Genomic DNA, 22,184 nt, shown 5'->3' on the forward strand with positions numbered 1-22,184 from the left:
CGCGTGCTGCCACGCGGCGCGGGATCAGTCGCGCATCTGCCCGGGGGCGATGATTTCACGCGAGCCGTTGGTGTTCATTGCAGTGACGACGCCAGCGTTTTCCATGGCTTCGATCATGCGGGCTGCGCGGTTGTAGCCAATCTTCAGCTTGCGTTGCACCGCAGAAATCGAGGCGCGACGGCTTTCCAGCACGAACGCCACGGCCTCGTCGTACAGCGCGTCGGTTTCGGCGTCATCGTCGCCACCGCCGCTGCCGCCGTCGAAGCCGCTACCGGCCTCTTCAACGCCGGCGAGGATCTCATCGTTATATTCAGGTGCGCCACGCAGTTTCCAGGCTTCCACCACGCGATGCACTTCATCGTCGGACACGAAGGCACCGTGCACACGAATCGGCAGGCTGGTGCCGGGCGGCATGTAGAGCATGTCACCGTGGCCCAGCAGTTGCTCGGCGCCGCCCTGGTCGATGATGGTCCGCGAGTCGATCTTGCTCGACACCTGGAACGCCATGCGCGTGGGGATGTTGGCCTTGATCAGGCCGGTGATCACATCCACCGACGGCCGCTGGGTCGCGAGGATCAAGTGGATCCCGGCCGCACGGGCCTTCTGGGCAATACGCGCGATCAGTTCTTCGACCTTCTTGCCGACGATCATCATCATGTCGGCGAATTCGTCGACCACCACCACGATGGTCGGCAACTTGGTCAGCAGTGGCGCTTCGTCGTGAATGTTCTCGCGCTTGTACAGCGGGTCGGTCAGTGGTGTGCCGGCGTCCTGGGCTTCCTTGACCTTGGCATTGAAGCCAGACAGGTTACGCACGCCCATCTTCGCCATCAGCTTGTAGCGACGCTCCATCTCGGCGACGCTCCAGCGCAGGGCGTTGGCGGCGTCCTTCATGTCGGTGACCACCGGGCACAGCAGGTGCGGAATGCCTTCGTAGATCGACAATTCCAACATCTTCGGGTCGATCATGATCAGCTTGGCGTCGTCCGGGCCGGATTTGAACAGGATCGACAGGATCATTGCGTTCACGCCCACCGACTTACCGGAACCGGTGGTACCCGCCACCAGCAGGTGCGGCATTTTTGCCAGGTCGGTGATCACCGGCTTGCCGCCGATGTCATGGCCGAGGGCCAAGGTGACCGGCGATTTGAAATTGTCATATTCCGGGGTCGACAGCACCTCGGAGAACCGCACGATCTGGCGGTCTTCGTTGGGAATCTCGATGCCCACGGTGGTTTTGCCGGGAATCACTTCCACCACGCGCACGCTGGTCACGGCCAGGGAACGGGCCAGGTCTTTGGCCAGGTTGGAAATACGGCTGACCTTGACGCCTGCAGCCGGCTGGATTTCGTAACGGGTAATCACCGGGCCTGGGTGAATCGAGTCTACCGACACTTCGACGCCGAATTCCTTGAGCTTGATTTCCAGCAGGTGGCCAACGGCCGCCAGGGATTCGGGCGAGTAGTTGAGCTGTTTCTTTTCCGCCGGGTCGAGAATCGAGATCGGCGGCAAGGTGCCTTCGACGGCGCTGTCGATGAACAGCGGAGCCTGTTTCTCTTTCTGCACGCGATGGCTTGGCTCGGGCGCCTTGGGCGGCGCGGGAGCGATCACCGGCGGCACCTGCTTCTCGCGGTCCGACATGTGCTTGCTCAGGGCCTGCTCGCGCTCGATCAGGCGCTCCTTGACCTTGGCCTGCTCGCGGCGGTCCGGCGTGCTGGGAGCCACCACTTCGTTGACGCGGGTGTCCACTTCGCGCAGCTGCGCAACCATTTGCTTGCGCTCGACACGCGCCGCCCACCAGCGGTTGGCGGCACCCTGGAACAACTCGAACAGATCGAGGGTGATCTTGCCGGTCACATCCATCACTTTGAACCAAGACAGGTCGGTGAACACCGTAAGGCCGAACAGAAACAGCGCGATGAACATCAGGGTGCTGCCCTGGATATTCAGGGTACGGCGCGCCAGGTCACCCAGGCTTTCGCCTAGCGCCCCGCCCGCACCCGCCGGCAAACCGGTGGGCGCGTGGAAATGGATATGCGCCAGGGCGGCGCCGGACAACACCAGGAACACCAGCCCGATCAGGCGCCAGGAGAACAGCCAGCCGCTCCACTGCCACGGCTCATGCCGCTGGCGGAAGATCTGCCAAGTCTTGATCGCCAGCAGCAGCGGGAAGATGTACGCGAAATAACCGAGAATCATGAACAGGATATCGGCGCTGTAGGAACCCACGGGGCCACCGAAATTCTGCACGTCGTCGATTTTGCTGTTATGGCTCCAGCCAGGATCGTCCTTGCCATAGGTGAGCAAGGCCATCATAAGGAACAGGCACAGCGCGCCGATAGCGATCAGCGCACCTTCCTTGAGTCGGTAATGCAGGTGCTGACGCCAGGCCGGCACGACTGCTGCTTTGGGTGTTGCGGCGGATTTCTTCAAAACGGGTCTTTTCCTGCGCCTTTTAGCGCGTCCATCTGTTGAATGACTGCACACGACTGCCCTGTCCCGAGCAGCTGAAAAATGACGAATGTTGCTGAATCTACTTTTAACACTGCCAAACCCATAGGCGAAATGGCGATAACGCCACGATCGCCGCATTGTACGGGTTTGCGTGCGCGATGCCACGCACTTGCCCGTCACCCGGCAGCGCGGAACCTCCAGGTGTTGCAGCCTGTTCAATTTGAGCATGCATTGTCTTTGCTGACAAAGACTTATGCGCTGTATTGAGTAAACCAGGCAAGCTTGGCAAATGGCCTGCACTGGCCAGACCCGATTACGACCGCGCCTTATGCACAGAGTTGCAGAAACACCCCTACAAGCTAATCCGCGCCGAAAACCTATTCGGGCTGGCCCCGTGGCGCTGTGTCGACAATAATCACCGCTTGGGGCAGGCCCAATAACCTGCCACTCCCCTCCCCTTCCGTAAGCCTGGATGCCATGCTGACCTGGTTACAACGCGACACCCTCACATTCCCGCCACTGGCCAAGGCCATGCGCGAACCCAACGGCCTGCTTGCCGCCGGCGGCGACCTCTCAGCCGAACGGTTGATCCAGGCCTATCGTCACGGTTGCTTCCCCTGGTTCTCCGAAGGCCAACCGATCCTCTGGTGGTCGCCGGACCCACGCACAGTGATATTCCCCGACGAGCTGCACGTCTCGCGCAGCCTCGGCAAATTATTGCGCCAACAGCGCTATCGCGTGACCTTCGACCAGGACTTCGCTGCGGTTATTCAAGGCTGTGCGGCGCCACGCGCCTATGCCGATGGCACCTGGATCACGCAAGGCATCCAGAGCGCCTACCTGGAGCTGCATCAGCGTGGTTACGCCCACTCGGTGGAGGTGTGGGACCAGGGGGAACTGGTCGGAGGCCTTTACGGCCTGGCGATGGGCCAGTTGTTTTTTGGTGAATCGATGTTCAGCCGCGCCGACAACGCCTCCAAATTCGGCTTCGCCACGCTGACCCGGCAATTGCAGGCCTGGGGCTTTGTGCTGATTGACTGCCAGATGCCCAACGACCACCTGCACAGCCTGGGCGCACGCGCCATACCGCGCAGTGAGTTCGCGCAGTGGCTGCGCAATCATCTGGACGTGCCCAGCTCTGGGCCGTGGGTTTCTTAGGCGCCATTCGCGTACCTGGCTTACACTTATTTCAAAGCTTATCCCGAGGGTTGATCATGACCGAGCTGGCGCGCTTGAAGTTCTATGCCACTCAAGCCCACTCTTGCAGCTATCTGCCCGACGAGCAGGCCACTACGCTGTTCCTCGATCCCAGCCAACCGATGGACGTGCATGTGTACGCCGACCTGTCGGAGATGGGCTTTCGGCGCAGCGGCGATCACCTGTATCGGCCTCACTGCCAAAATTGCAACGCTTGCGTACCGGCGCGGATTCCGGTGGCGCAATTTGTGCCGGATCGCAACCAGAAACGCATTCTCAAGCGCAACGCCGACCTGACGGTAGATGCGGTCAAACCGCAGTACAGCGAAGAATACTTCGATCTTTATCAGCGCTACATCGAACAGCGCCACGCCGACGGCGATATGTTCCCGCCCAGCCGCGATCAGTTTTCCACCTTCCTGGTGCGTGACCTGCCTTTTTCGCGCTTCTACGAATTCCGCCTCGACGGACGGCTACTGGCGGTGGCGGTCACCGACCTGCTGCCCAACGGCCTGTCGGCGGTGTACACCTTCTATGAGCCCGCCGAAGAGCGCCGGAGCCTGGGACGCTTTGCCATTCTCTGGCAGATAGGTGAAGCACTGCGCCTGGAACTGGAGGCGGTGTACCTTGGATACTGGATCAAGAACTGCAAAAAGATGAACTACAAGACCCAATATCGGCCTATTGAGCTGCTGATTAATCAAAGATGGGTAACGCTTAACTAGAACCCCTTGGCTTGAACACCCTTTTTCGGGCACAATGCACGCCGCTTTTGCCTGGCGCAGTTGCACCGGGCCATTCACTGGATACCGAGGGCTTTACTGCATGTCGAAAGAAGACAGCTTCGAAATGGAAGGCACTGTCGTCGACACCCTGCCCAACACCATGTTTCGTGTGGAGTTGGAAAATGGGCACGTCGTAACCGCGCATATCTCCGGCAAGATGCGCAAGAACTACATTCGTATTCTTACCGGTGACAAAGTGCGCGTCGAGCTGACGCCCTATGACTTGAGCAAAGGGCGCATCACTTACCGCGCTCGCTAAGCAAGTCAATACAAAACGCCCGGTTCTGCCGGGCGTTTTTGTGTGCGTGGGATTTTTTGGGCCATCAATGACCAAATGTGGGAGGGGGCTTGCCCCCGATAGCGGTGGTTCAGCCAGTAGATGGGTGACTGATATACCGCTATCGGGAGCAAGCCCCCTCCCACATTGGAAACACATCGTTTTGGTAATGGCATTCCAGCAAAAAGGCGCCTTTCGGCGCCTTTGTGTTATTGCAGGAACGGTCAGGCCATTTCAGCGGTGGTTTCGAAGTCGAAGGTCAGTTCGCCGTCCTTCAGATCGATATGCACCACGCCACCATGGTCGGAAAGCTCGCCGAACAGGATCTCTTCGGCCAACGGCCGCTTGATCTTGTCCTGGATCAGACGCGCCATCGGGCGAGCGCCCATTGCCGCGTCGTAGCCGCCTTCCGCAATCCAGCTGCGCGCTGCCTCCGTCACATCCAGTTGCACGCGCTTGTCTTCCAACTGCGCCTGAAGCTCGGTGAGGAACTTGTCCACCACGCTTTTGATGACCTCATGGCTGAGGCGACCAAATTGGATAATGGTGTCCAGGCGGTTGCGGAACTCCGGCGTGAAGCTCTTCTTGATCACTTCCATCGCATCGGAGGAGTGATCCTGATGCGTAAAGCCGATCGACGCCCGCGCAGCGGTTTCAGCGCCGGCGTTGGTGGTCATGATCACGATCACGTTGCGGAAATCCGCCTTGCGCCCGTTGTTGTCGGTCAGGGTGCCGTGGTCCATCACCTGCAACAGCAGGTTGAAGACTTCCGGATGCGCCTTCTCGATTTCATCGAGCAGCAATACGCAATGCGGCTGCTTGGTGATCGCCTCGGTCAACAGGCCGCCCTGGTCGAAGCCGACATAACCCGGTGGCGCACCGATCAGGCGCGAGACGGTGTGTCGCTCCATGTATTCGGACATGTCGAAGCGCACCAGCTCGATCCCCATGGCTTTGGCCAATTGGCGCGCCGCCTCGGTTTTGCCGACACCGGTGGGGCCGGCGAACAGGAACGAACCCACGGGCTTGTCCGGCGACTTGAGGCCCGCTCGCGACAGCTTGATCGCGGTGGACAACGCATCGATGGCCGCGTCCTGGCCAAACACGGTCAGCTTGAGGTCACGTTCCAGGTTACGCAGCAGCTCTTTATCGGAGCTGTTGACGTGTTTAGGCGGAATACGCGCGATCTTCGCCACGATGTCCTCGACCTGAGGCACGTCGATGCGCTTCACACGTTTCTCGACCGGCTGCAGGCGCTGGTAGGCCCCCGCCTCGTCGATCACATCGATCGCCTTGTCCGGCATGTGCCGGTCATTGATGTAGCGCGACGCCAGCTCAGCCGCCGCACGCAAGGCCTCATCGGTGTACTCGATGCCATGATGCGCTTCAAACCGGCCCTTGAGCCCGCGCAGGATGCCGATGGTGTCTTCAACCGAAGGCTCGGACACGTCGACTTTCTGGAAACGACGCGCCAGGGCACGGTCTTTTTCGAAGATCCCGCGGAATTCCTGGAACGTGGTCGAGCCAATGCAGCGGATATCACCCGACGACAGCAGCGGCTTGAGCAGGTTGGACGCGTCCATCACCCCGCCCGACGCGGCGCCGGCACCAATGATGGTGTGGATTTCGTCGATGAACAGAATCGCCTGCGGGCGTTTTTTCAGCTCGCCGAGCAGCGCCTTGAAGCGCTTCTCGAAATCGCCACGGTACTTGGTCCCGGCGAGCAACGCGCCCAGGTCCAGGGAGTAGACGACGCTGTTGGCCAGCAGGTCCGGCACCTGATTGTCGACGATACGCTTGGCCAGGCCCTCGGCGATCGCGGTTTTCCCCACGCCCGCTTCACCCACCAGCAACGGGTTGTTCTTGCGACGGCGCGCGAGGATCTGCGCTACACGTTCAACCTCGAGCTCACGCCCCACCAGCGGATCGATCCGCCCCTGGCGCGCCAACTCATTGAGATTGCTGGCATAGGCATCCAGCGGATTGCTTGAAGAGGAAGACTCACCGCCCTCGTCGTCCTGCATATCCTGCTCACCCTCGGAATGATCGCCGTGCCCCGGCACCTTGGAGATACCGTGGGCGATGTAGTTAACGACATCAATACGGGCAACGCTCTGCTGCTTGAGCAGAAATACGGCCTGGCTTTCCTGTTCGCTGAAAATCGCCACCAGCACATTGGCGCCCGTGACTTCACGCTTACCGGAGCTCTGTACGTGGAATACGGCACGCTGCAATACCCGCTGGAAGCCCAGGGTCGGCTGGGTCTCACGGTCCTCGTCATGCACGGGAATCAGTGGCGTGGTGGAGTCGATAAACTCCTGCAGGTCATGCTTGAGTTTGTCGAGGTTGGCGCCGCACGCACGTAGAACGGTGGCGGCAGCTTCGTTATCCAAAAGTGCCAGCAGCAGGTGTTCGACGGTCATGAATTCATGACGCTTCGAACGAGCCTCCTTGAAGGCAAGATTGAGGGTGACTTCGAGCTCGCGGTTTAACATAGCTTCACCTCATACCCAAGTGGTCGGCGTTAACCGTCCTTCTCGATTTCACAGAGTAGCGGATGCTGGCTGTCCCTGGCGTACTGGTTGACCTGCATGGCCTTTGTCTCGGCGATGTCGCGGGTAAACACTCCACATACTGCCCGTCCTTCTGTGTGAACGGCCAGCATTACCTTGGTCGCCAACTCGCGGTTCAGGTTAAAAAACACCTCGAGCACTTCGACCACGAAATCCATCGGTGTGTAGTCATCATTGAACAAAACCACCTTGTACATCGGCGGCGCCTGTAAAGCAGGCTTGGCCTCCTGAACAGCAATGCCTGCAGAACCGTCGTCGTCATGTTCCTGATCCGGGCGATCCTGATTGAATGTTAGTCGAATCTGGCTATTTGCATGCATGGAAAGAAAGGTTCGTCAGTGGTTCAAATACAGTGGTGGGGGCGAGCTGTCAGAATTTCAACTCTGACCCTTCGGTCGCCTTGACTATCGGCAAATCGGTGTTACAACCAATAGAGCCCACAGTGGGTAAAAAAGGTCCGCGCAGTCAACCTTATTTATTCGGGTTAGGACGGATAAACGGGATGATACTCCAGTGATGGAGTCTGGTGCAGAGGGATAAGGGAATGACTAGTGGTAAGGTCAGCTGGTTCAACAACGCCAAAGGATTCGGGTTCCTTAGGGTAGAAGGCTACGAAGAAGATATTTTCGTGCATTTCTCGCAGATAAAAATGGATGGGTATAAAACGCTGAAAGCGGGCCAGTCAGTACAGTTCGAAAAAATTGTTGAAGGACGGAAAGGAAAGCAAGCCGAGGGCGTTTTTGCGTCCATGAGCCCTGCAACCGAAGCGTCTGTGGCACTGGCCACTCAAGCAGAAAAAAAAGAAACTGCCTGATTCCCCGTCGGGCAAAGAAACCGGCCACTCCAGTCATCGGATGGCCGGTTTTCATGCACCTGCTTACATATGCTTGATCAACGCCTCACCAAAGCCTGACGACGACACCAATGTCGCCCCTTCCATCAGGCGTTCAAAGTCATAGGTCACGGTCTTGGCCGAAATCGCACCGTTGGTGCCCTTGATGATCAAATCAGCCGCCTCTACCCAGCCCATATGCCGCAGCATCATTTCCGCCGACAGAATCAATGAGCCCGGGTTGACCTGATCCTTGCCCGCGTACTTCGGTGCCGTGCCGTGGGTGGCTTCGAACATGGCCACGGTATCGGACAGGTTGGCCCCCGGCGCGATACCGATGCCGCCCACTTCTGCCGCCAGGGCGTCAGACAAGTAATCGCCGTTCAGGTTAAGTGTCGCAATCACGTCATATTCAGCCGGACGCAGCAGGATTTGCTGGAGCATCGCATCGGCAATCGCATCCTTGACCACTACGTTCTTGCCGGTCTTCGGGTTCTTGAACTGCATCCACGGCCCGCCATCGAGCAGGGTCGCGCCGAACTCCTCGGCCGCCACTTCGTAGGCCCATTCCTTGAAGGCACCTTCGGTGAACTTCATGATGTTGCCTTTGTGGACAATGGTCAGCGAGTCGCGGTCGTTATCCACCACATATTGCAGGGCCTTGCGCGCCAGGCGCTTGGTGCCTTCCAGCGATACCGGCTTGATACCAATGCCGCAATCCTGGTCGAAGCGGATCTTGGTAACGCCCATCTCCTCCTTGAGGAACTTGATCACCTTGATCGCCTCAGGCGAACCGGCCTTCCACTCGATGCCGGCGTAAATGTCCTCGGAGTTCTCACGGAAGATGGTCATGTCCACATCCCCCGGCTTCTTGACCGGGCTGGGCACGCCTTCAAACCAGCGCACCGGACGCAGGCATACATAGAGGTCGAGTTGCTGGCGCAGGGCTACGTTCAGCGAACGGATGCCGCCGCCGACCGGGGTGGTCAGCGGGCCCTTGATGGACACCACGTAATCCTTGACCGCATCCAGGGTTTCCTGAGGCAACCAGGTGTCCTGGTCGTAGACTTGGGTGGCCTTCTCACCGGCGTACACCTCCATCCACGAGATTTTGCGCTTGCCGCCGTAGGCCTTTTCAACAGCTGCGTCGACCACCTTGATCATCACCGGGCTGATGTCGACGCCAATACCGTCACCTTCGATATAGGGGATGATCGGTTGGTCAGGAACATTGAGAGAATGGTCTGCATTGACGGTGATTTTGTCGCCGACTGCCGGAACCTGAATCTTCTTGTATCCCATGCTGAACTCCATCTATGGATTGAACATCTGGCTGCGTTCGAGCCTACTCCAGATAAATGGCGACTGAAACCTTGCGCCATGCTCATTTGCATCGAAAACAGCATAAATTGTCGCCTACAAGCCTGAAAGCAAAGGCAAAATCGCCAATCTTGAGCACCCCGTGCGACTTTAGCCGCACAGGCGCTGCCTGCGACCTTTAGACCAATGGACGACCCACCTTTTGTATGAAGGCTCAGCGTAAGCATAGCGACCTATGTATAATGCCGCCGCTGACCAAAGAGTCACGACGGTTGACCGCTCTAGACAGTAGCCTTCAGCCAGAAAGCAGGACTATTACAATAGTCCAAACGCTTGACGCTCGACTGATGCAACCCAACATCACCGCGAAGAAACCTCGACATTTCGCTCATGGATGACTTTGAACGAACGCGCTCCACCCGGCGCATCTCGAGTTTCTGCGCACGCTTTCAGCAAAGAAGAGAGTTAATCCGAATATGCCCACCCGCTCGAAGATCATCTACACCTTCACCGACGAAGCCCCAGCCCTCGCCACCTATTCACTGCTGCCTATCGTAGAGGCCTTCACCGCTTCCGCTGATATTGCCGTGGAAACCCGCGATATTTCCCTCGCCGGGCGCATCCTCGCAAGCTTCCCCGAGCAACTGGGCGACAAGGCTATCCCGGACCACCTCGCCGAACTGGGCGACCTGGCCGTTACGCCTGAAGCCAACATCATCAAGCTGCCTAACATCAGCGCCTCGACCCCGCAGCTGCAAGCCGCAATCAAGGAACTGCAGGCCCAGGGCTACGCCCTGCCGGACTACCCGGAAACCGTAACTACCGACGCGGAAAAAGAAACCCGTGCCCGTTACGACAAGGTCAAGGGCAGCGCCGTGAACCCGGTCCTGCGCGAAGGCAACTCCGACCGCCGCGCACCGCTGTCGGTCAAGAACTACGCACGCAAGCACCCCCACAAGATGGGCGCCTGGTCTGCCGACTCCAAATCGCACATTGCCCACATGAGCAATGGCGACTTCTACGGCAGCGAAAAAGCCGTACAGATCGAAACCGCTGACGCTGTCAAAATCGAGCTGATCGCTCAAGACGGCACCGCCACCGTCCTGAAAGAAAAGACCTCGGTACAGGCTGGCGAGATCATCGACACCGCCGTACTGAGCAAGAAAGCCCTGCGCGCGTTCATCGCCGCCGAGATCGAAGACGCCAAGAAGCAAGGCGTGCTGCTGTCGGTTCACCTGAAAGCGACCATGATGAAGGTCTCCGACCCGATCATGTTCGGCCAGATCGTTGCCGAATTCTATAAAGACGCCCTGGCCAAGCACGCGACCGTGCTGGAGCAGATCGGCTTCAACCTGAACAACGGTATCGGCGACCTGTACGCGCGCATCAAGGCCCTGCCTGCCGAGCAACAAGCGCAGATCGAAGCGGACATCCAGGCGGTCTATGCCGCTCGCCCTTCGCTGGCGATGGTCAACTCCGACAAAGGCATCACCAACCTGCACGTGCCGAGCGACGTGATCGTCGACGCCTCGATGCCAGCCATGATCCGTGACTCCGGCAAAATGTGGGGCACCGACGGCCAACTGCACGACACCAAGGCCGTGATCCCGGATCGCTGCTACGCCACCATCTACCAGGCGGTCATCGAAGACTGCAAGGCCAATGGCGCCTTCGATCCCACCACCATGGGCAGCGTGCCAAACGTTGGCCTGATGGCGAAGAAAGCCGAAGAGTACGGCTCCCACGACAAGACCTTCCAGATCAAGGCTGACGGCGTAGTCCGCGTCACCGACAGCAAGGGCAACCTGCTGATGGAACAGATCGTCGAAGCCGGCGATATCTTCCGCATGTGCCAGACCAAAGACGCGCCGATCCAGGACTGGGTCAAGCTCGCCGTCAACCGTGCCCGCGCCAGCAACACCCCGGCCATCTTCTGGCTGGACCCTCAGCGCGCTCACGATGGCGTGGTGGTCGAGAAAGTTCAGGCCTACCTGAAAGACCACAACACCGAAGGCCTGGACATCCGCATCATGGCCCCGGTCGACGCGATGAAGTTCACCCTGGAACGCACCCGCAAGGGCCTGGACACCATCTCGGTGACCGGTAACGTACTGCGCGACTATCTGACCGACCTGTTCCCGATCATGGAGCTGGGCACCAGCGCCAAGATGCTGTCGATCGTGCCGCTGATGAACGGCGGCGGCCTGTTCGAAACCGGCGCCGGCGGTTCGGCACCGAAACACGTGCAGCAGCTGCTGGAAGAAAACTTCCTGCGCTGGGATTCCCTGGGCGAGTTCCTGGCCCTGGCCGCGTCCCTCGAGCACCTGGGCGTGACGTACAACAACCCGAAAGCCCTGGTCCTGTCCAAGACCCTGGACCAGGCCACCGGCCAGTTCCTCGACAACAACAAGTCGCCATCGCGCAAAGTCGGCAACATCGACAACCGCGGCAGCCACTTCTACCTGGCACTGTACTGGGCCCAGGCCCTGGCCGCCCAGACCGAAGACACGGCACTGCAAGCGCAGTTCGGCGAACTCGCCAAGACCTTGGCCGCGAACGAAGCAACCATCGTTGCCGAGCTCAACGCCGTACAGGGCAAGCCAGTGGATATCGGCGGCTACTACGCACCGAACCCGGAGCTGACCAGCAAGGCCATGCGCCCAAGCAACACGCTGAATGCGGCGATTGCCAAGTTGAAGTAAGGTTGTAAGGATGCAAAGAAGCCCCGGCCCTGCGCCGGGGTTTCTGTTTCCAGCGTTCACCTGACGAAACCGAATCCAAATGTGGGAGGGGGCTTGCCCCCGATGACAGTATGTCAGCCAGTACATTTGAGCCTGACACTCCGCCATCGGGGGCAAGCCCCCTCCCACACTGACTGTAATCCTGCACCAAGACCGCGCTGCATTCAGAATCGAGAGGCATCCCATGACCTGGCTCCCCCACATCACCGTCGCCACGATCGTCGAAGACAATGGCCGTTTCCTGATGGTCGAGGAACTCAAGGGCGGTCGCGCTGTGCTCAACCAGCCGGCCGGCCATCTCGACCCGAACGAAACCCTGACCGAAGCCGCGGTGCGTGAAACCCTCGAGGAGACCGGCTGGGACGTCGAAGCCACCGGCATCGTCGGCATCTACCTGTACACAGCCCCGAGCAATGGCGTGACCTATCAACGGGTCTGCTTCATCGCCAAGGCCCTGAAACACCACCCGGAGTACCAACTCGACGAAGGCATCCTGCGCGCCCGCTGGCTGACCCGTGACGAACTGATGGAACTGCGCGACGACTGGCGCAGCGAGCTGATCATCCGCTGTATCGATGATTATCTTGGCGGCCAGCGTCACAGCCTGGAATTGATCCGTCCTTCTCTTTAGCCTTGCGGGCCCAGGCCTGCTAGAATCGCGTCCTTTTTCAAGACACCCGTTGAAACCCTATGCGTGATCCAGCCCCTTCTGACACACAAAAGAAGCGCGTCATCGTCGGTATGTCCGGCGGCGTGGATTCTTCCGTTTCCGCCGTTCTGCTCATGGAGCAGGGTTATGAGGTGGAAGGCCTGTTCATGAAGAACTGGGAAGAAGACGATGGAACGGAATACTGCACCGCCATGGACGACCTCGCGGACGCCCAGGCCGTGTGCGACAAGATCGGTATCAAGCTGCACACCGCCAACTTCGCCGCCGAGTACTGGGACAATGTGTTCGAGCACTTCCTCGCCGAATACAAGGCCGGGCGCACGCCGAACCCGGATATCCTGTGCAACCGCGAGATCAAGTTCAAGGCGTTCCTCGACTACGCGATGATGCTCGGCGCCGACCTGATTGCCACCGGCCACTATGTGCGCCGCCGCGATATCGATGGCCGCACCGAACTGCTCAAGGGCCTGGACCCGAACAAGGACCAGAGCTACTTCCTGCACGCCGTGGGCGGTGAACAGATCGCCAAGACCCTGTTCCCGGTGGGCGAGCTGGAAAAGCCCGAAGTGCGCAGGATCGCCGAACAACACGGCCTGGCCACCGCCAAGAAGAAGGATTCCACCGGAATCTGCTTTATCGGCGAGCGCCGCTTCAGCGATTTCCTCAAGCAATACCTGCCGGCACAACCGGGCGAGATCAAGACCACCGACGGTGAAGTGATCGGCCGTCACCACGGCCTGATGTACCACACCATTGGTCAGCGCCAGGGCCTGGGCATCGGCGGCTTGAAAGATGCCGGCGAAGAGCCGTGGTACGTGCTGGTCAAGGATCTGGAAAACAATGTGCTGATCGTCGGCCAAGGCAATGAGCATCCCTTGCTGTTCTCCGGCGCCCTGCTCGCTTCAGAAATCTATTGGGTCAACCCCATCGACCTGAGCACCCCGCGCCGCCTGACCGCCAAAGTGCGCTATCGCCAGAGCGACCAGCCCTGCACCCTGGAAAAAACCGCTACCGGCTACCGTGCCACCTTCGATGACCCGCAGCGCGCAGTCACCCCTGGCCAATCCGTGGTGTTCTATGACGGCGACATCTGCCTGGGCGGCGGCGTGATTGAAGTTGCGCAAGCCTGGAGCAACCCGGCATGAGCCCGACCCAGGAGCAGTTGACCGCACTGGGCGGGGTTTTCCTTGCGGCGGTGCTGGTGGACAAGATCGCCAAGACCGGCCAGGTCACCGAGGCGGGCCTGACCTGCATGCTCGGCAGCCTGCTGATCCGCGACCCCAAGGACACCCTGGAAGTCTACGGTGGCGACGACCTGGCGCTGCGTGAAGGTTACCGCGCCCTGATCGGCGCCCTGGAACGCGACCCCAGCACCCTGCAGCGCGAACCCCTGCGCTACGCCCTGTCGATGCTCGGCCTGGAGCGTCAACTGGCCAAGCGCGACGACCTGCTGGAAACCATTGGCAAGCGCCTGCCGCAGATCCAGTCCCAGGTGGAGCACTTCGGCCCGGCCCACGAGAACGTGATCGCCGCCTGTGGCGCGCTGTACCAGGACACTCTGAGCACCCTGCGCCAGCGCATTCAGGTGCACGGCGACATGCGCAACCTGCAGCAACCGAACAACGCCTCGAAAATCCGCGCCCTGCTCCTGGCGGGTATTCGTTCGGCGCGGTTGTGGCGCCAGTTGGGTGGCCATCGCTGGCAACTGGTAATCAGCCGGCGCAAATTGCTCAAAGAGCTTTACCCGTTGATGCGCAACGAATAAGTCGCACCAGCAGACCTTTTTCAAGCTGTTACGCGTAATACGCCGGTCAGTTGGCGACGGACCGGCGAATATTTTCATGTATGATACGCGCCCCATTTCGTTGCCCGACTGTCCGAGAACACCCCATGCAGCTTTCTTCGCTCACTGCGGTTTCCCCTGTTGACGGCCGCTACGCCGGCAAGACCCAGGCCCTGCGCCCTATTTTCAGCGAGTACGGCCTGATCCGTGCCCGTGTCCTGGTTGAAGTGCGCTGGCTCCAGCGCCTGGCCGCTCACCCTGCCATCAGCGAAGTGCCGGCGTTTTCCGCCGAAGCCAACGCTGTCTTGAACACCCTGGCGGAAAACTTCTCCCTGGAGCACGCCGAGCGTGTGAAAGAGATCGAGCGCACCACCAACCACGACGTCAAAGCCATTGAGTACCTGCTCAAGGAGCAGGCGGCCAAGCTGCCGGAACTGGCCCAAGTCAGCGAGTTCATCCACTTTGCCTGCACCAGCGAGGACATCAACAACCTGTCCCACGCCCTGATGCTGCGCGAAGGCCGTGATGAGGTGATGCTGCCGCTGATGCGCCAGACCGCCGAGGCCATCCGCGAGCTGGCGATCCGTTTCGCCGCCGTGCCGATGCTCTCGCGCACCCACGGCCAGCCGGCCTCGCCGACCACCCTGGGCAAAGAACTGGCCAACGTGGTGTACCGCCTGGAGCGCCAGATCGCTCAAGTCGCCGCCGTGCCATTGCTTGGCAAGATCAACGGTGCCGTGGGCAACTACAACGCCCACCTGTCGGCCTACCCCGAGATCGACTGGGAAGCCAACGCCCGCGCCTTCATCGAAGACGAGCTGGGCCTGGGCTTCAACCCCTACACCACGCAAATCGAACCCCACGACTACATTGCCGAGCTGTTCGACGCAATCGCGCGCTTCAACACCATCCTGATCGACTTCGATCGCGATATCTGGGGCTACATCTCCCTGGGCTATTTCAAGCAGCGCACCATTGCCGGTGAAATCGGTTCGTCGACCATGCCGCACAAGGTCAACCCGATCGACTTCGAAAACTCCGAAGGCAACCTGGGTATCGCCAACGCCCTGTTCCAGCACCTGGCCAGCAAGCTGCCGATCTCGCGCTGGCAGCGCGACCTGACCGACTCCACCGTACTGCGCAACCTCGGCGTGGGCTTTGCCCACAGCGTGATCGCGTACGAAGCCAGCCTCAAAGGCATCAGCAAGCTGGAACTCAACGAGCAGAAAATCGCCGCTGACCTGGACGCCTGCTGGGAAGTGCTGGCCGAGCCGATCCAGACCGTAATGCGCCGCTATAACATCGAAAACCCCTACGAGAAGCTCAAAGAGTTGACGCGCGGCAAGGGGATTACCTCCGACGCACTGCAAACTTTCATCGATGGCCTGGACATGCCAGCCGCTGCCAAGGCCGAGCTGAAACTGCTCACCCCGGCCAACTACATCGGCAACGCTGTAGAGCAAGCCAAGCGCATCTGACCATCGCGCGACCCTTTGAGACGCCCGGCCGCGCCGGGCGTTTTTATTCCTGTCTTAAAAGTGCTTTTTTTCAATAGGTTACACATGAATCCTGATATCCCTCTTCAACTTCTGGGCGGCATCACGGCACGGGAATTCCTGCGCGACTACTGGCAGAAAAAACCGCTGTTGATCCGCCAGGCCATCCCTGATTTCGAAAGCCCGATCGACGCCGACGAACTGGCCGGCCTGGCGCTGGAAGAGGAAGTCGAATCGCGCCTGGTGATCGAACACGGCGAGCGTCCGTGGGAACTGCGTCGCGGCCCGTTCGCCGAAGACGCTTTCAGCACCCTGCCCGAGCGCGAGTGGACGCTGCTGGTGCAGGCGGTCGACCAGTTCGTGCCGGAAGTTGCCGAATTGCTCGAGCATTTCCGCTTCCTGCCGAGCTGGCGCATCGACGATGTGATGATCAGCTTCGCCGCGCCGGGTGGCAGCGTCGGTCCGCACTTCGACAACTACGATGTGTTCCTGCTGCAAGCCCAGGGCAAGCGCAATTGGAAGATCGGCCAGATGTGCAGCTCTGAAAGCGCGCTACTGCAGCACGCCGACCTGCGCATCCTCGCCGAATTCGAAGAAAGTGCCGAATGGGTGCTCGAGCCGGGCGACATGCTGTACCTGCCGCCGCGCCTGGCGCACTTCGGCATCGCCGAAGACGACTGCATGACTTATTCGGTGGGCTTTCGCGCCCCAAGCGCCGCCGAAGTGCTGACCCACTTCACCGACTTCCTCAGCCAGTACCTGACCGACGAAGAGCGCTACACCGACGCCGACGTCCAACCGGTCAGCGACCCGCACCAGATCCAGAGCGACGCCCTGGACCGCCTCAAGAGCCTGTTGGCCGAGCACATGAGCGACGAGCGCATGCTGCTGACCTGGTTCGGCCAGTTCATGACCGAACCGCGCTACCCGGAGCTGGTGGCGGGTGAAGAGTTGGGCGAGGACGATTTCATCAGCAGCCTGCAAGACGGCGCGATCCTGGTACGCAACCCGAGCGCGCGCCTGGCCTGGTCGGAAGTGGACGACGATGTGCTGCTGTTCGCCAGCGGCCAGAGCCGTTACCTGCCGGGCAAACTGCGCGAACTGTTGAAACTGGTGTGCTCGGCAGACGCCCTGCACAACGAAAATCTGGGCGCTTGGCTGGCGGACGAAGACGGTCGCGACCTGCTGTGCGAACTGGTCAAGCAAGGCAGCCTGGGGTTTGCGGATGAATAAGATTCACGTAAGTGTCGCGGACTGGCGAAAGGATATCGACGAGATTCGGCGCATTCGTGAAGCGGTATTCATCGCTGAACAATCGGTCCCACCGGAGCTGGAGTGGGACGCGGACGACGCCGGCGCAATGCATTTCCTGGCATTCGAAGGCGACTTTCCGATTGGCACCGCTCGCTTGCTGCCCAGTGGCGAAATCGGACGCGTATCGGTGCTCAAGGACTGGCGCGGGCTTAAAGTCGGCGACAAGCTGATGGAAGCGGTGATCGGCCAAGCCGAGAAGCGTGGCCAGACCCGGCAATTCCTCAGTGCGCAGGTGTACGCGGCACCGTTTTATGAGCGGCTGGGCTTCAGGATCGTCAGTGATGAGTTCCTGGAGGTCGGGATTCCGCATGTTGATATGGTGCGCGAGGGCTGAGCCGAGACCGCAGCGCTGCCATCGGGGGCAAGCCCCCTCCCACACTTGATTGGGTTCACAGGTCAAAATGTGGGAGGGGGCTTGCCCCCGATGGCTATTCCAGCAACACCCCAGAATGCCCTGCCTTGCCAGGGCATTTTGCCGTCTAGTATTCAACTTGCGACCCGCCAGGCCGACAAACTGGCACTATCCAGCCTTTGACTCGCCGAGATAACGGACATGTCCCTACGCACCCTGCTCACCGCCCTCCTGCTGGCCGCCAGCGCATCAGCCATGGCCGACACCGAAGTGGTCAACCTGAGCAACCGCACCAGCGCCGACCTGCTGCCCGTGGCGCAGAACTTCATCGGCAAGGACGGCACCGTGAGTGCCTATGGCAATCAACTGATCATTAACGCCGCCCCCGGCAAAATCCAGGACCTGCGCACCCTGCTCTCTCAACTCGACACCCCCGCCAAACGCCTGCTGATCACCGTCGACACCAACGAAAACAACCAGCAGAACAGCGGCGACAGCCAGACCCGCATCATCAGCTACGGCACTACCAGCCGCGACGGGGGCATCCAGCAGATCCAGGCCAGCGAAGGCGTACCCGCGCTGATCCAGGTCGGTCAAAGCGTACCGCTGACCACGACCCAGCAGGACAGCTACGGGCGCCTGCAGAACCAGACCCAGTATCGCAACGTCACCCAGGGTTTCTACGTGACCGCCAGCGTCACCGGCGAGACCGTTCACCTCGCCATCAGTACCAACCGTGACCGCATGAGCCAGGAACGTCCCGATGTAGTGAACGTGCAAAGTACCGACACAAGCGTCAGCGGGCGCCTGGGCGAGTGGATCTCCCTGGCCGGCGTCAACCGCGAAACCCAAGCCGACAAATCCTCTACAACCCGCAGCTACTCTACTCGGGGCCGCGATGACCTGACTTTGCGGGTCAAGGTCGACACGCTGAACTGAAGCACCAAAAACTGACCGCCGAGTCGTCCCGGAACAAATATGTAGTGCTCGAAAAAAAGCACTACAAAACATTTGACGCCCTCAAAAAGGCTGTGCATGATGGCCTCGCTCCCGCTTATCAGGGGCCCTGGCAAGGGCCTTCGAACCCTACAAGACGCGACGACGAGGTTTATCTACATGGCACTGACACGTGAACAGCAAATTGCAGCCCTTGAGAAAGACTGGGCTGAAAACCCACGCTGGAAAGGCGTGACCCGCGCTTATTCCGCTGCTGACGTCGTCCGCCTGCGTGGCTCGGTCCAACCCGAGCACACCTTTGCAAAACTCGGCGCCGAGAAGCTGTGGAACCTGGTCACCCAAGGCGCCAAGCCGTCCTTCCGTCCCGACAAAGATTTCGTCAACTGCATGGGCGCCCTCACAGGCGGCCAGGCAGTGCAACAGGTAAAAGCCGGCATCCAGGCGATCTACCTGTCCGGCTGGCAAGTGGCAGCGGATAACAACTCCGCTGAATCCATGTACCCCGACCAATCGCTGTACCCGGTGGACTCGGTGCCAACCGTGGTCAAGCGCATCAACAACGCGTTCCGTCGCGCCGACCAGATCCAGTGGAAAGCCGGTAAAGGCCCGGGCGACCAAGGCTACATCGATTACTTCGCGCCGATCGTGGCTGACGCTGAAGCCGGTTTCGGTGGCGTACTCAACGCCTACGAGCTGATGAAGAGCATGATCGAGGCGGGCGCCGCCGGCGTTCACTTCGAAGACCAGCTGGCTTCGGTGAAAAAATGCGGCCACATGGGCGGCAAAGTACTGGTCCCAACCCAGGAAGCTGTACAGAAGCTGACCGCTGCCCGCTTGGCCGCTGACGTTGCCGGTACGCCGACCATCATCCTGGCGCGCACCGATGCCAACGCCGCCGACCTGCTGACCTCGGACTGCGACCCGTACGACCAACCGTTCGTGACCGGCGAACGCACCCAGGAAGGCTTCTACAAAGTACGCGCCGGCCTCGACCAGGCGATCGCTCGCGGCCTGGCCTACGCACCGTACGCCGACCTGATCTGGTGCGAAACCGCCAAGCCGGACCTGGACGAAGCCCGCCGCTTCGCCGAAGCGATCAAAAAGGAATACCCGGACCAGCTGCTGTCCTACAACTGCTCGCCTTCCTTCAACTGGAAGAAGAACCTGGACGACGCGACCATTGCCAAGTTCCAGCGTGAACTGTCGGCCATGGGCTACAAGCACCAGTTCATCACCCTGGCCGGCATTCACAACATGTGGCACAGCATGTTCAACCTGGCGCACGACTACGCCCGCAACGACATGACCGCCTACGTGAAGCTGCAGGAGCAGGAGTTCGCTGACGCCGCCAAAGGCTATACCTTTGTGGCGCACCAGCAGGAAGTGGGCACCGGCTACTTCGACGACATGACCACCGTGATCCAGGGCGGCACCTCGTCCGTGACCGCGCTGACCGGTTCGACCGAAGAAGAGCAGTTCCACTGAGTGACTGAGTACCCGGCCATTGCGGCCCCAGGGAAGACCTAACCGCAGTGCCGCACAAAATCACGCCCCGACTGGTTCGGGGCGTTTTTTTTGTTTCAGCCACACCCAAAATCAACTGTGGGAGGGGGCTTGCTCCCGATTGCTGAGTGCCAGTCAGCACATCTGTTGCTGATCCACCGCCATCGGGGGCAAGCCCTAATGCCAGTCAGTTAAGGCTTTTTGTAGGAGCGAGCTTGCTCGCGAAAAACTCACAGGCACCGCGTTTATTCAGGAAGCACGCGTTATCGTTGACGTTTTTCGCGAGCAAGCTCGCTCCTACAGACGGTGGTGTACGCTTAGCTGACTTGCATTAGGGCAAGCCCCCTCCCACATTGGAATGCGATCAGCCTGAAGATTTTGTGCAAAACCTTGATCCAGAGCGGTATTCGCTGCAGATAAATCGGTTACAAAATCCGTTCCATCAACCGGCGACAATCACACAAGTAACGGCAACTTCCCCCGCCACACGAGAAACATTCGCTTAAACCCTGCGCAAACAATATTCATTATCATTTAAACCATGAAAACTTTCTTACCGGTCAAACAAAACGCAATTGTTCAAAAGCCCGCTAATGCCCATGCTGCAAGGGCTACAGCCCCACAACGGTGCACTATGTGCTTATTCCATCGAATAATTTCGCCACAGGAATTTTACTTGCCCGGTGTTTAGCCATAAAATCACCGCGATTGATTGCAGTGCGACATATCGTCACTGCATCGTTACTTTTTCGAGCTCAGAGACCTTTGCTCTCTGTTAAGGATTTCCAGCATGACCGACGCGACAGGACTCATGGCCCACAACTGGGGCTTTGCCATTTTCCTCCTCGGTGTTGTAGGCCTTTGCGCTTTCATGCTCGGCGTCTCCAGCCTCCTCGGGTCAAAAGCCTGGGGCCGCAGCAAAAACGAACCGTTCGAGTCCGGCATGCTACCTACAGGTGGCGCCCGCTTGCGGCTCTCAGCCAAATTCTATCTGGTCGCGATGCTCTTCGTGATCTTCGATATCGAAGCCCTCTTTCTCTTTGCCTGGTCTGTGTCCGTCCGCGAAAGCGGCTGGACCGGATTCGTCGAAGCTCTCGTTTTCATAGCAATTCTGTTGGCAGGTCTTGTCTACCTGTTCCGAGTGGGCGCCCTTGACTGGGCTCCGGAAGCTCGTCGCAAGCGGCAAGCGAAGCTGAAACAATGAGGCTTTGGCGATGCAATACAATCTCACCAGGATCAACCCGGACGCTCCTAACGAGCAGTACCCCATCGGCGAACGCGAAACCGTTTCCGACCCGTTAGAAGACCAAGTCCACAAAAACATCTACATGGGCAAGCTGGAAGACGTGCTGAATGGCGCGGTCAACTGGGGGCGCAAAAACTCCCTGTGGCCGTACAACTTCGGTCTTTCGTGCTGCTACGTGGAAATGACCACCGCCTTCACGGCGCCACACGACATCGCGCGCTTTGGCGCCGAAGTCATCCGGGCATCACCGCGCCAGGCGGATTTCATGGTTATCGCCGGTACGCCGTTCCTGAAAATGGCCCCCATTATCCAGCGCCTGTATGAACAGATGCTGGAACCCAAATGGGTCATTTCCATGGGCGCCTGTGCCAATTCCGGCGGTATGTACGACATCTATTCCGTAGTGCAGGGGGTCGACAAGTTCCTCCCCGTGGATGTCTACGTGCCCGGCTGCCCGCCCCGTCCCGAAGCTTTCCTGCAAGGCTTGATGCTGTTGCAGGAATCGATTGGCAAGGAGCGTCGCCCGCTTTCCTGGGTCGTCGGTGATCAAGGCGTGTACCGCGCCGAGATGCCGTCCCAAAAGGAACAGCGCCGCGAACAGCGAATCGCAGTCACCAATCTGCGCAGCCCCGACGAAGTCTGATCCAGCCCGCTTCTTTTATAGAACGAAAACCTGGCTTCATT

At 59.6% G+C, this 22,184-nt stretch carries 19 protein-coding genes; 15 read left to right on the forward strand and 4 right to left on the reverse strand.

Features of this window, described 5'->3' with window-relative positions; translation table 11 throughout:
* Window positions 1–24: 24 nt before the first annotated feature.
* Complete coding sequence (locus C4J87_RS14885; protein ID WP_124363284.1) at window positions 25–2,433, reverse strand: DNA translocase FtsK; 2,409 nt, start codon at window positions 2,431–2,433, stop codon at window positions 25–27.
* Window positions 2,434–2,931: 498 nt separating this feature from the next.
* On the opposite strand from C4J87_RS14885, the gene aat reads away from it, so the two are divergent.
* The 3 genes from aat (at window position 2,932) to infA (ending at window position 4,695) form a co-directional block, all read left to right on the forward strand.
* The gene (gene aat / locus C4J87_RS14890) at window positions 2,932–3,612 is read left to right on the forward strand and encodes a leucyl/phenylalanyl-tRNA--protein transferase (protein ID WP_124367406.1); all 681 of its coding nucleotides are present in this window, start codon (window positions 2,932–2,934) and stop codon (window positions 3,610–3,612) included.
* A gap of 56 nt (window positions 3,613–3,668) precedes the next feature.
* Entirely contained in the window at window positions 3,669–4,376 is a 708-nt protein-coding gene (locus tag C4J87_RS14895) for an arginyltransferase (protein WP_124367407.1), read from the forward strand.
* A gap of 100 nt (window positions 4,377–4,476) precedes the next feature.
* Window positions 4,477–4,695, forward strand: coding sequence for a translation initiation factor IF-1 (infA, locus tag C4J87_RS14900; protein WP_002553999.1), 219 nt, complete (start codon window positions 4,477–4,479; stop codon window positions 4,693–4,695).
* 242 nt (window positions 4,696–4,937) lie between these two features.
* Here the strand turns inward: infA and clpA are convergent, their stop codons facing one another.
* Together clpA and clpS are read right to left on the reverse strand one after the other, a co-directional pair.
* Window positions 4,938–7,208 (reverse strand): ATP-dependent Clp protease ATP-binding subunit ClpA, encoded by a 2,271-nt coding sequence (gene clpA, locus C4J87_RS14905; protein WP_124367408.1) that lies wholly within the window; start codon window positions 7,206–7,208, stop codon window positions 4,938–4,940.
* Between the two features lie 29 nt (window positions 7,209–7,237).
* Window positions 7,238–7,606, reverse strand: coding sequence for an ATP-dependent Clp protease adapter ClpS (gene clpS / locus C4J87_RS14910; RefSeq protein ID WP_124363288.1), 369 nt, complete (start codon window positions 7,604–7,606; stop codon window positions 7,238–7,240).
* Between the two features lie 224 nt (window positions 7,607–7,830).
* Between clpS and C4J87_RS14915 the strand changes: the two genes are divergently transcribed.
* Window positions 7,831–8,100 carry a cold shock domain-containing protein gene (locus tag C4J87_RS14915; protein WP_124367409.1) on the forward strand — a complete coding sequence of 90 codons (270 nt, stop codon included), beginning with the start codon at window positions 7,831–7,833 and terminating at the stop codon, window positions 8,098–8,100.
* A gap of 63 nt (window positions 8,101–8,163) precedes the next feature.
* Here the strand turns inward: C4J87_RS14915 and icd are convergent, their stop codons facing one another.
* A complete protein-coding gene (gene icd / locus C4J87_RS14920; protein ID WP_124367410.1) occupies window positions 8,164–9,420 on the reverse strand; it encodes an NADP-dependent isocitrate dehydrogenase in 1,257 nt (418 codons plus the stop codon).
* A 494-nt stretch (window positions 9,421–9,914) separates the two neighbouring features.
* Between icd and C4J87_RS14925 the strand changes: the two genes are divergently transcribed.
* The 11 genes from C4J87_RS14925 to C4J87_RS14975 all read left to right on the forward strand — a co-directional run bounded on the left by C4J87_RS14925 (window position 9,915) and on the right by C4J87_RS14975 (window position 22,143).
* Window positions 9,915–12,140, forward strand: coding sequence for an NADP-dependent isocitrate dehydrogenase (locus C4J87_RS14925; protein ID WP_124367411.1), 2,226 nt, complete (start codon window positions 9,915–9,917; stop codon window positions 12,138–12,140).
* A 223-nt stretch (window positions 12,141–12,363) separates the two neighbouring features.
* Window positions 12,364–12,810, forward strand: coding sequence for an NUDIX hydrolase (locus C4J87_RS14930; RefSeq protein ID WP_124367412.1), 447 nt, complete (start codon window positions 12,364–12,366; stop codon window positions 12,808–12,810).
* A 59-nt stretch (window positions 12,811–12,869) separates the two neighbouring features.
* On the forward strand, window positions 12,870–13,994 hold the full coding sequence (gene mnmA / locus C4J87_RS14935; protein WP_124367413.1) for a tRNA 2-thiouridine(34) synthase MnmA: 1,125 nt from the start codon (window positions 12,870–12,872) through the stop codon (window positions 13,992–13,994).
* On the forward strand, window positions 13,991–14,614 hold the full coding sequence (gene hflD, locus C4J87_RS14940) for a high frequency lysogenization protein HflD (RefSeq protein WP_017137510.1): 624 nt from the start codon (window positions 13,991–13,993) through the stop codon (window positions 14,612–14,614). The genes mnmA and hflD overlap by 4 nt, the downstream gene beginning before the upstream one ends.
* A gap of 125 nt (window positions 14,615–14,739) precedes the next feature.
* Window positions 14,740–16,110, forward strand: a complete 1,371-nt coding sequence (gene purB, locus C4J87_RS14945) for an adenylosuccinate lyase (protein WP_124363294.1) — start codon at window positions 14,740–14,742, stop codon at window positions 16,108–16,110.
* A gap of 84 nt (window positions 16,111–16,194) precedes the next feature.
* Window positions 16,195–17,361 carry a cupin domain-containing protein gene (locus C4J87_RS14950; protein WP_124367414.1) on the forward strand — a complete coding sequence of 389 codons (1,167 nt, stop codon included), beginning with the start codon at window positions 16,195–16,197 and terminating at the stop codon, window positions 17,359–17,361.
* A complete protein-coding gene (locus C4J87_RS14955) occupies window positions 17,354–17,776 on the forward strand; it encodes a GNAT family N-acetyltransferase (protein ID WP_124367415.1) in 423 nt (140 codons plus the stop codon). Before C4J87_RS14950 ends, C4J87_RS14955 begins: the two co-directional genes overlap by 8 nt.
* A gap of 219 nt (window positions 17,777–17,995) precedes the next feature.
* Window positions 17,996–18,733: a secretin N-terminal domain-containing protein gene (locus tag C4J87_RS14960; protein WP_124367416.1), complete on the forward strand. Its 738-nt coding sequence runs from the start codon at window positions 17,996–17,998 to the stop codon at window positions 18,731–18,733.
* 177 nt (window positions 18,734–18,910) lie between these two features.
* The gene (aceA, locus tag C4J87_RS14965) at window positions 18,911–20,236 is read left to right on the forward strand and encodes an isocitrate lyase (protein ID WP_124367417.1); all 1,326 of its coding nucleotides are present in this window, start codon (window positions 18,911–18,913) and stop codon (window positions 20,234–20,236) included.
* A gap of 808 nt (window positions 20,237–21,044) precedes the next feature.
* Entirely contained in the window at window positions 21,045–21,458 is a 414-nt protein-coding gene (locus C4J87_RS14970) for an NADH-quinone oxidoreductase subunit A (RefSeq protein ID WP_003192109.1), read from the forward strand.
* A gap of 10 nt (window positions 21,459–21,468) precedes the next feature.
* Complete coding sequence (locus C4J87_RS14975) at window positions 21,469–22,143, forward strand: NADH-quinone oxidoreductase subunit B family protein (RefSeq protein ID WP_124367418.1); 675 nt, start codon at window positions 21,469–21,471, stop codon at window positions 22,141–22,143.
* Window positions 22,144–22,184: the final 41 nt, after the last annotated feature.

Origin of the sequence: Pseudomonas sp. R1-43-08, assembly GCF_003852255.1 — a bacterium.
GTDB lineage: Bacteria > Pseudomonadota > Gammaproteobacteria > Pseudomonadales > Pseudomonadaceae > Aquipseudomonas.